Raw genomic sequence first — 9,997 nt, 5'->3', positions numbered from 1 at the left:
ATTAGGGCGTGTTGATCTTTCGTGATTATTTTTTAGACGGCATGATGTGAGTTATAATAATTCTGCAAAAAACAACCCTAACTCGATTCATCATGCCAAGAACAACAATGCTGACAGATAAACGGTGGGAAAAGCTACTACAAATAATGAAAAATACCTGTCGAGTTTATAATAAATCCGAGCATCGGATGACGTTTGAAGGGATCCTTTTTCGAATGAGAACCGGTATTCCTTGGCGAGATTTGCCAGAGGAGTTTGGTGAATGGAGCACTGTCTATAGGCGATTTAATTTGTGGTCTAAAAAAGGAATATTAGTTGATATTTTCAAACATTTATCACAACTAGCGGATTTTGAATGGGTGTTCCTAGATGGCTCGATTATCAGGGCTCATCAACATAGTACAGGCGCTGCAACGGAGTATTCCGAGCAAATAGGTCAGAGCTGTGGTGGTAATTCAACTAAAATTCATCTTGCGGTTGATAGTGGTGGTTTGCCTATTTGTTTTGAGCTTTCTGAAGGACAACGACATGATATCACTTATGCAGAAAACCTAGTTGAAAAGCTCGATGAAGTCAATACAGTGATAGCCGATAAAGGTTATGACAGCGAGCCTTTTCGGTGCTTTGTTCGTCAAAAAGGCGGACGAACGGTGATTGCTAAACGTAATTATGGTAAGGATATAGATAAAAGCAGTATGGATAGGTGCCTTTATCGCTATCGTCATTTAGTCGAGAATGCCTTTGCTAGAATCAAGCAATATCGTTCAATATCAACTAGATACGATAAGTTAGAAAGGAATTATGCCAGTATGGTATCACTGGCATTTATGTTAATGTGGCTGCCAATGTATTGTTGAGTAATTTATGTACAGCAAAGATCAACAGCCCCTAATTTAGGCGAAATAAAATAGAGTATAATACTTATTATTTTTGATAAATAAATTCAACACCTTCTTCATCGCTTTCGTCCCAGTCATCAAAATCATCGTCATCATCAAAAGCCTCATCCATTGCTTGTTGATGGTAATCATCCCACATAAATTCCACTTTTTCTGATGACTCTTCTTGTTCGGCTTCACGTGGATGCGCATTGATATATTCCATTAAGTCCCAACATAAGGCCTTTATACCTTCTTGATTAATGGCTGAAATAATATAATATTTATCTTGCCAATCAAGTGCCCTAGCTATTTCAGCTGCACGTTTAGCGCTTTCTTCAGGACCTAATACATCCATTTTATTAAATACCAACCAACGTGGTTTATTAGCTAATTTTTCACTATATTGTTGAACCTCTTTGATTATTACTTTAGCATTTTCTATCGGATCTGATTCATCTACTGGTGCCATATCGATCAAATGAACTAAAACACGACAACGTTCAAGATGTTTTAAGAAACGAATACCAAGTCCTGCACCGTCTGATGCCCCCTCTATTAAACCAGGAATATCAGCAACAACAAAACTTTGTTCATTATCCATTCTTACTACACCTAAACTAGGCACTAAAGTAGTAAATGGATAATCGGCAACTTTTGGTTTAGCAGCTGAAACTGAGCGAATAAAAGTTGATTTACCAGCATTAGGTAAGCCCAACATCCCCACATCAGCAAGTAATAATAATTCTAATAATACATCGCGCTTTTCACCTGGAGTACCATCAGTTTTTTGCCTTGGAGCACGATTTACCGATGATTTAAAACGCGCATTTCCAAGCCCATGAAAACCGCCCTTGGCAACCAATACTTTTTGTTGGTGATGCGTTAAATCACCAATAATTTCACCAGTATATTTGTCGGTAATTCGTGTCCCCACCGGTACTTTAACGGTAATATCTCGGCCACGCTTACCCGTACAATCAGAACCCTGTCCATTTTGACCACGCTCAGCGCGGTAATTTTTTTCAAACTGAAAATCAACTAGTGTATTTAAATTCTCATCAGCGATAAAAAAGACATCACCACCATCGCCACCGTCGCCACCATCAGGACCACCTTTAGGTATATACTTTTCTCGGCGAAAACCGACACAACCATTTCCACCATCTCCAGCTTCAACGCGGATTGATGCTTCATCAACAAATTTCATTATTATTCCCCTTTATTGCGGTTAATTAGCCAGCCTTTTCTTGGATGCCAAATATAATGCCCAATGGTCGTAAACATAGCACCCGCAACAACAGATACTGCACCAATATAACCTAAAATATTTAAATATTGCATAGCAAACTTTTCAGGCCAAATTAAAGCAAACAAATCTGAAAAGATGAGCGAAAACAATGGCGTTAGGGTTGTTATTGCACTCACTTGTGCTGCTTGCCATCGTTCCATAGCCATCACTAACGCACCATAAGCAATAATAGTATTTAAACCACAAAATATGATAGCAAACAGTTGAGTTGCATCAGCATTTATAATTTTACTTGGCGACGTAAAAGGCAACAAAAAAACAGTACAAATAAGGTAAATTAACCAAAGTAACTGTTCTGCACGTAATTTCTGTAATAGTACTTTTTGAGCAAGCGCATAGCAAGCCCATGATACCGAAGCCAGTAAACCAAGCCACACACCAATACCATACGAAGACATATTAGAAAACAGATCTACAATATTTTTATTAAAAAATAACGCAAGCCCAACTAATAATACTAAAATACCAATAATTTGAGTCGGCCTGAGTCTCTCTCTAAAAATAAAAGCACTTGAAATCATAAAAATCACAATGCCAGTTTGCCCAACAACCTGAGCAGTTGTAGCTGAAAGATACTGAACTGCATTAGCAAACAGTGCAAAATTACCCAACAACCCAAAACCTGCAATCATCAATAAAACAAAACGACGATGTTTTCTGAACATCATTAAATTAGGAAATTGCTTTTTGTAAGCCAACCAAATAGTAATACCAAGCGCTGAAATAGCCAATCTCGACCAAGCTAATGTTAATGGATCAACAACCACTAGCGCATATTTCATTGCAATTGGCACAATGCCCCACATCACTGCGGTTAACATGGCAAGTGCAAAACCTAATTTAACATTTTGCTGCTTTATCATATCACCATCAATTTTATATTAACTTCAAGAAATGAAAAAAGCCCCACAATAATTGTGAGGCTTCCATAACTTTTGAACCGTTTATGAACTAGCTGTTAGCAACTACACTAACATAACGACGATTCTTAGGTCCTTTAACTTCAAACTTTACTTGTCCATCAATTAAGGCAAATAGAGTATGATCACGACCACAACCTACATTAGTGCCTGGGTGGAATTGAGTTCCACGTTGACGAACTAAAATGTTACCAGCAAGAACTTCTTGACTACCATAACGTTTAACACCTAAACGTTTACTTTGGGAATCACGACCATTACGTGATGAACCACCAGCCTTCTTATGTGCCATTGTTCAATACTCCTATTAAGCGATTGCAGTGATCTTCACATCAGTGAACCACTGACGGTGACCTTGTTGTTTACGATAGTGTTTACGACGACGGAATTTAACAATTTTCACTTTATCGCCACGACCATGTTCAACAATTTCTGCTTTAATTGTTGCACCTTCAACAAACGGAGCACCAACTTTGATGTCTTCACCATTTGCTACCATTAAAACTTTATCGAAAACAACTTCTGCGCCTGTTTCGACTTCAATTTTTTCCAAGCGAACGACTTGTCCTTCGCTAACTCGGTGTTGTTTACCACCACTTTGGAAAACTGCGTACATACTTAACTCCGCAATAAAAAGCAGACGATTACTTGATTAAACATATATGTCTGCGTGATTAATCTTATAGGGCGTGAATTTTACGCAAATTTTATTCTTGTTGCAAGCGCTGTTTAACAAAAGATCGCAAAAAGTTACAAAAAAGATCAGATAGATACTCTTTTCAAGCTACAATAACCATAAATTACTATTTAGCTAAAATAAAATTACAAAATAATATTGAGTGTTTATATGTCGAAAATAAAAATTCGCCCCACCGAATCAATTATTAATCGTTTAACACTATTACTGTTCTGTTTAGGCGCTATTGCTTTAATCGCTTTATCGTTTTCAATCCAGGTAGCCAATGATACAAAAGGTGGGGCATATATGGTTAATCAATTAGGCTTACTAAGAATGAAGAACTACCAAATACTAACAATGGTTCCACTCAATAAGAAAGATTATGATAATTTAAATATTTTTATTAATATTTCTTCATCACAAAAACATTTAACGCTTTTAAAACGCTATAATTTAATTAATGAATTTAATCAGTTAGAAACTGATTGGAATACTCGACTTATTACTAAAATACAGCAAGCACAAAAAATCGATGAAATAAGAATTGATATTGAAAGCTATGTTGCTCGTATCAACCATTTGGTAGATAAGATTGATCAAAAAACCGAAAACAAAATTTATTATATTTCTCAATTACAACAATTATTTATTGTTATTATCGTAATTTTTTTAGCTGTTCAAATTTATTACTTACGTTACTACCTTCTTGCACCATGGCAAAAATTAGTTAGTATGGCTGAAGCAATTTCTAGCCACAATTTTAAAGCGCGTTTTAATATTAAAAGCAGAAAGAATGAATTTGATCTTTTAGGGCTAGCTTTTAACAAAATGTCCGAGCAAATTGAATCACAATATTTATTGTTAGAAAAACAAGTTGCAGAAAAAACAGCTAAATTACAACAAACCAATAAAATTGTTTCATTTCAATATCAAACAATTAAGCAACTACATACTTCAGAGCCATTGTGTGAACGTTTTCTAAAAATACTACACAAATTAGAAGATTTAGTACCATTAACTCAATTTAAAATCCGTTTTTATGAATCAAATGATCCTGAGCATTATCAACAAATCAGTTACGATAATGAGCAAAAATTACCTTATTGCCAAAATTCTAAATGCAAAGCTTGTTTAATCTCATCAAAATCTTATCAAAAAAATAACTTTCAACGCCATTGGCACCTTCAAGAAAACGGGGAAAAATATGGGATATTATTTGCTTTGCAGCCAAAAAATATCATATTAACCAATGAACAAGAAAACTTAATTGTGGGAGTTATCGAGCAAATGACTACTGCAATGAAGCTCGATAGACAAATTGAACAACAAAAACAATATTTATTAATAAAAGAACGCTCAGCAATGGCCAGAGAGCTGCATGATTCCATTGCTCAATCTCTATCTTGTTTAAAAATACACCTCAGCTGCTTACAAATGCAATCAGATTTAACATCACAAAGCAGTATTGATTTATTGGCAACAATGCGTAAAGAAGTCAATATAACCTACTCTCAACTAAGAGAACTAATTACCTCTTTTCGCTTACGCCTTAACCAAACGGGTTTTTATGCAAATTTAATGGAATTAATTGAGGAATTTAATCAAAAATTACAATTCAATATTCAGTTTGAATATTTATTGCCGCTGAATATTATCAATAGTAAATATGCATTTCATTTATTACAAATTATTCGTGAAGGACTAAATAACATATATAAACATGCTAAAGCCACACAGGTTATTGTCAGTTTAAAAATTGATGATCATCAAATTATTTCCGTCTGTATTGAGGATAATGGCATTGGTTTACAAAACAATATTAAACAGGATAATAGTTATGGTCTAATCATTATGCGTGATAGAGTTGAAATACTAAATGGTAATTTAACAATAAACAGTCCTCCCCACAAAGGGACACAAATTATGATAGCATTTAAGGTTAATAAAACCATTTCATTCAAAGCAATAGAAGAGTAAAAATGGAACAAATAAATTGCTCAATACTTCTTATTGATGATCATCCAATGTTAAGAAATGGCGTAAAACAGCTGATAAATACAGTCAACCATTTTGACATTGTGGGAGAAACTGGCTCTGGAATAGAAGGCGTTAAATTAGCCGAAGAGCTTGATCCTGATATTATTCTACTTGATATCAATATGCAAGATGTTAATGGATTAGAAATATTGCGCTACTTGCGTGAAAAAAAAATATCGAGTCGCATTATTATGTTTACAGTATCAGATGCAAAAGAAGATATAATCACCGCACTAAAAACAGGTGCTGATGGCTATTTATTAAAAGATATGGAGCCTGAAGATTTTCTAAAATCACTACAAGAAATCTCGATAGGAAAGCTAATTATGGATAATGCTATTTCACATATTATCCTCAATTATATGCGTAATAACGAACAACTAGCTACAAAACAAATGCATGATGTCAGTTTATTGACACCAAGAGAAAATGAAATTTTTAATTTATTAGTACAAGGACTACCAAATAAGCTAATTGCAAAAGATTTAGGTATCGTTGAAAGCACAGTCAAAGTACATATCAAAAGTATATTCAAAAAACTTAATTTTAAATCAAGAATGGAAATGACAGTATGGTATTTACAAAGTAAGGAATAAACGTATACATTGAAAAATAAAATATATCTTGTTCAGCGATGCACCAGATAAAATCATTTATTCAACAGAATAACAAACATCACAAAACGGAGTATAGCATTTAAAAAATATAGAAAACTACCATGATCTATTATAGAATTAGATTAAAAAACAGCCACTATTTATAATAATAAAAATACCAAATCTAAACTAGGAATATTTGAAATGCCAATATTGATAAATGCTTATTCTACAGTCACTCATCCACCAGCCATTAATTTTTCCTGCGAGCATCTATACCATCGCGGATTGGATGATTCTGAGTTGACGAAACACCTTGATGGTTTTATCGGTTATGTCATGCAAGCAGGAGATGGGCAGATGAATTCACGCCGTTATGCTTTGTATCGCCATATCCAACGAGTTAAACATCAATTTACCTTTGAGATTGAAGAAGATAATTTCAATGAATTTACCACTTGGGGCTGGCAGGCGAATGCAATTATATTTATGCCTGATGGAACTATTCGGAATCCTGACGGAGATGTATTACAAGATCCTGATGGTAACATTGATTTAGATGTAATCGTCCCTTATCCACTAGAAGCATTAAAGCGAAAAACAAAAACTGAACAGTATTTAGCCAAATTGGGGTTGCATACACCTACACATTTACCACCGGTTATTGCCGAATCGGAAGTAATACTTAGAACACCTGACGAAGTAGCTAAACGAGCCTTAGCAATAATGTTAACAGGTATTCAGGCTGAAAGTTTTAGAGAAAATGATCCAATTAATCCGATGGAATTTAAAGAACGTTGTCCAATGGGGTTTGAGGCTTTATCAAATAATGAGCGTGACTTTATTTCTAGCGGGCAGCCGACAGAGCAAGATGTGATAGATATGTCTTGGAAATACGAAGCATTATTACCTTTACAATGGGCTATCAATTGGCAATCTGAGCTCCCTTTTGCTGATACTATCTGCGATGTTTCATCGTTAGTTGACCAAGGAATGCAACATAGTGGACAAGATTTTTCAACCGTGGCCTTAAGACCAGTTAGTGAATTGTTGGATGCTTTAGATTTACACTACCGCTTACATTGGATAACCACAGATTTTCGAATGAAAGATAAGCAACCTCCCGCATCGATTATAAGTGATGTTATTCAAGAGCGTCATTATGCTTTAAATTGGTTAACCAATTTTGAAAATGCTGATTGGGATGATGTCGATACACCAACCTAATATTTTCATCTTCTCATTTGTTGACATCATATTTAATATGGTGTCAAAGTTCTAAATATTAACCATAATATCAAAGCTAATAAATAGTTTAAACTTTCGTTTTCTATCTTTTTAAATCGCTAAATATTTGCTGATTATGTCACATCACCATAAAAATAATTAACACGATCCTTACCAAAATATTATACATAGCCCCCTCTATCATTTTTTTATTTTGATAATATTGTTGTTCATATTGTTCTAGCAATACCTAGTTCTTGGCTGAACAACCACGCATACAATAATAATAGATTTCAATATATTTAAATAGTGCTTTATTGGCTAGCATCCTCGGTCACTGCGAACGAGCATATTTTTAAGAAAGTAACGCCGAAACAAAACTTGCTTTAATGTATTACAGACTAAATGACGGTCTAGGTAACGACTCGTTTGCCTAGCTTTTCGATATTATGAAAGTTGATATTTCCCCATAAAATCGTCCAGGTAGAGCATTGATTTTATTAAAGTTTTTAGAGTGTTTACACCCTTACAAATTGCTGACAACTGCAGCAGGATAGCAAAGAGACTATTTTATCCCAGCTAAAGCAAAAAATTGCTAAGAAAATCGCTCTATTTTCTTAGCTCATACATTGCTATTAAAGCTATTTATTTAACCAAAGGCCTAAAGCGTTCAAAACCATAATGAATAAAATAATCATTGAAGTTCACTCTTTTAATAAATTGCCAACTATTGAAAATATAATTCCACCTAGCATTCAAGGACTAAACCATAATGACTAATTAGCAGCACAAAGCACGTTCCTACTAGCTCTCAGACCAAGCACATCACCGTCGTCCGAGTCAACACCGAATAAATAATTATTGCCTATATCACTAGTCCAGTAGTTACGGTCGACAAAGTCCGCCTTGGTATAATGAAGCATGTCGCCCCACTCAGTAAAAAAGCCTGCGCCAATTCGACGCTGGTAATGATTACCAGATGATGATGGTATGGCACCGACAGAACCTTGACACCAGTGACCTGACCATTTACCCGAACAAACCGCATTAGTTAAATCCCTTACCTGTGGAAAACGATAACCTAAATGACTACACCAAGAAGCTTGTTTAGAAACGTCAGTCGCTCGAGATCCACGATTAACGAACCATTGCTTCAACACAAACCCATACTTGACAACCACACTACCTTGACTATCTCTACCCACTAACTCGAATGTTTGAGGCAAGATTGGCTTGCTAAGTGGACTTGGGGAATCTGAGCTTTTTTGGTTATCACTTGCCCTAGGACCCGTTAGCGTAACGCTCATTACCTCTACTGAATGATTGGATATCCAATTATCGCCTGCATTTGGTAACGTCCTTGTCACAGTAGCTGTTATTCCCCCATGTGTAACAGGAGTCCAAGTCAACTGACTACCTCCACCTATGTCTAAATCAAAGTACAAACCATCTGCACCTGTTGTCGGAAAATTTAATTCGTAAAATGTTGGATTAGTTGATTGAACTAGAAATCCTTTAGTTGGATTCCAAATATTAGCTGGACCAGCGTAATCACCTGTACCATAGGTTAGATTTGGTCTTACATGACAGATTTTAGGAGGTAAATTTGGGCTGATGTAGTACTCCACCGATTGACGGTGGAAATAATTTGTATCTGGTACACCGTACTGTGTTTTTAAAGACCCCTCTGTACTACTTAATATCACCTTATAAGGTGCTGGATCGGCTACTGGATCGGCTACACTAAATCATACAACTTTTTTAAGGGGTAAGGTAAACTTATCACAACTAAAAAAGGAACAAATATGAATAAGATTAAACGCAAAAGACGAACATTCACAGATGATTTTAAACACCAAATGGTCAGTCTTTATCAACATGGTAAATCACGTAGTGAAATCGTTGCCGAATATGATTTGACACCATCAGCTTTGGACCGTTGGATAACGCAAGCAAGCCAAAGCGGCTCATTTAAAACAAAAGATAATCGCAGTCCACAAGAACAAGAGTTAATCGCGTTGCGTAAAGAGCTTAAACAGCTGCGTATGGAAAACGATATTTTAAAGCAAGCAGCACTGATAATAGGACGAAAATCGCTATCCTAAAAGCAAATCGACATCGTTATAGCATAACAAAGCTATGTCAATATTTAGGATTATCAAGACATTATGCTTATTATCAGTGTAAATTGAATAGACAAAAATCAGTAGGGCTTTATGCCAATAAAATCGTGACGCTATTTAATCAGAGCTATCAGTCTTATGGTACAAGACGAATTCGTTTTGATTTACAGAAAGAGAATATTTGGGTGTCACGCCGTTACATTGCTCGGGTGATGAAAGCCTTAT

The 9,997-nt window shown here is 35.4% G+C and carries 11 protein-coding genes; 6 read left to right on the top strand and 5 right to left on the bottom strand.

Annotated features, from left to right (window positions below):
• Positions 1 to 92: 92 nt before the first annotated feature.
• Complete coding sequence (locus A9G38_RS04500) at positions 93 to 857, top strand: IS5 family transposase (protein WP_065623152.1); 765 nt, start codon at positions 93 to 95, stop codon at positions 855 to 857.
• Positions 858 to 924: 67 nt separating this feature from the next.
• On the opposite strand, the gene cgtA is transcribed toward A9G38_RS04500, so the two are convergent.
• The 4 genes from cgtA to rplU form a co-directional block, all read right to left on the bottom strand.
• Positions 925 to 2,088, bottom strand: coding sequence for an Obg family GTPase CgtA (gene cgtA, locus A9G38_RS04495; protein ID WP_034915244.1), 1,164 nt, complete (start codon positions 2,086 to 2,088; stop codon positions 925 to 927).
• Positions 2,089 to 2,090: 2 nt separating this feature from the next.
• On the bottom strand, positions 2,091 to 3,053 hold the full coding sequence (locus A9G38_RS04490) for a DMT family transporter (RefSeq protein WP_034915248.1): 963 nt from the start codon (positions 3,051 to 3,053) through the stop codon (positions 2,091 to 2,093).
• Positions 3,054 to 3,141: 88 nt separating this feature from the next.
• Positions 3,142 to 3,402 (bottom strand): 50S ribosomal protein L27, encoded by a 261-nt coding sequence (gene rpmA, locus A9G38_RS04485; RefSeq protein ID WP_034915250.1) that lies wholly within the window; start codon positions 3,400 to 3,402, stop codon positions 3,142 to 3,144.
• 15 nt (positions 3,403 to 3,417) lie between these two features.
• Positions 3,418 to 3,726 (bottom strand): 50S ribosomal protein L21, encoded by a 309-nt coding sequence (gene rplU / locus A9G38_RS04480; RefSeq protein ID WP_025314436.1) that lies wholly within the window; start codon positions 3,724 to 3,726, stop codon positions 3,418 to 3,420.
• Between the two features lie 231 nt (positions 3,727 to 3,957).
• Here rplU and narX point away from each other — a divergent pair, with 231 nt between their 5' ends.
• From narX to A9G38_RS04465, 3 genes are all read left to right on the top strand, one after another.
• A complete protein-coding gene (narX, locus tag A9G38_RS04475) occupies positions 3,958 to 5,766 on the top strand; it encodes a nitrate/nitrite two-component system sensor histidine kinase NarX (RefSeq protein WP_034915255.1) in 1,809 nt (602 codons plus the stop codon).
• Positions 5,767 to 5,768: 2 nt separating this feature from the next.
• A complete protein-coding gene (gene narL / locus A9G38_RS04470) occupies positions 5,769 to 6,422 on the top strand; it encodes a two-component system response regulator NarL (RefSeq protein ID WP_034915258.1) in 654 nt (217 codons plus the stop codon).
• Positions 6,423 to 6,626: 204 nt separating this feature from the next.
• Positions 6,627 to 7,649 carry a DUF4272 domain-containing protein gene (locus tag A9G38_RS04465; RefSeq protein WP_034915261.1) on the top strand — a complete coding sequence of 341 codons (1,023 nt, stop codon included), beginning with the start codon at positions 6,627 to 6,629 and terminating at the stop codon, positions 7,647 to 7,649.
• Positions 7,650 to 8,425: 776 nt separating this feature from the next.
• Here A9G38_RS04465 and A9G38_RS04460 read toward each other — a convergent pair.
• The gene (locus A9G38_RS04460; RefSeq protein ID WP_034915264.1) at positions 8,426 to 9,355 is read right to left on the bottom strand and encodes a hypothetical protein; all 930 of its coding nucleotides are present in this window, start codon (positions 9,353 to 9,355) and stop codon (positions 8,426 to 8,428) included.
• Positions 9,356 to 9,454: 99 nt separating this feature from the next.
• On the opposite strand from A9G38_RS04460, the gene A9G38_RS04455 reads away from it, so the two are divergent.
• On the top strand, positions 9,455 to 9,754 hold the full coding sequence (locus A9G38_RS04455; RefSeq protein WP_034885636.1) for an IS3 family transposase: 300 nt from the start codon (positions 9,455 to 9,457) through the stop codon (positions 9,752 to 9,754).
• 125 nt (positions 9,755 to 9,879) lie between these two features.
• A partial coding sequence (locus A9G38_RS12785; protein ID WP_442902855.1) for an IS3 family transposase occupies positions 9,880 to 9,997 on the top strand: 118 nt, incomplete at its 3' end.

It is taken from the genome of Gilliamella sp. Imp1-1 (assembly GCF_001690415.1).
GTDB classification, from domain to species: Bacteria; Pseudomonadota; Gammaproteobacteria; order Enterobacterales; family Orbaceae; genus Gilliamella; species Gilliamella bombi.
Note: the sequence above shows the minus strand (reverse complement) of the source record. Positions and strands in the feature narration are given on the sequence as shown.

Excerpts from the sequence above, each read along its gene's own strand:
- A9G38_RS04500 (WP_065623152.1), top strand. The coding sequence starts at position 93 with ATGCCAAGAACAACAATGCTGACAGATAAACGGTGGGAAAAGCTACTA.
- cgtA (WP_034915244.1), bottom strand. The coding sequence starts at position 2,088 with ATGAAATTTGTTGATGAAGCATCAATCCGCGTTGAAGCTGGAGATGGT.
- A9G38_RS04490 (WP_034915248.1), bottom strand. The coding sequence starts at position 3,053 with ATGATAAAGCAGCAAAATGTTAAATTAGGTTTTGCACTTGCCATGTTA.
- rpmA (WP_034915250.1), bottom strand. The coding sequence starts at position 3,402 with ATGGCACATAAGAAGGCTGGTGGTTCATCACGTAATGGTCGTGATTCC.
- rplU (WP_025314436.1), bottom strand. The coding sequence starts at position 3,726 with ATGTACGCAGTTTTCCAAAGTGGTGGTAAACAACACCGAGTTAGCGAA.
- narX (WP_034915255.1), top strand. The coding sequence starts at position 3,958 with ATGTCGAAAATAAAAATTCGCCCCACCGAATCAATTATTAATCGTTTA.
- narL (WP_034915258.1), top strand. The coding sequence starts at position 5,769 with ATGGAACAAATAAATTGCTCAATACTTCTTATTGATGATCATCCAATG.
- A9G38_RS04465 (WP_034915261.1), top strand. The coding sequence starts at position 6,627 with ATGCCAATATTGATAAATGCTTATTCTACAGTCACTCATCCACCAGCC.
- A9G38_RS04455 (WP_034885636.1), top strand. The coding sequence starts at position 9,455 with ATGAATAAGATTAAACGCAAAAGACGAACATTCACAGATGATTTTAAA.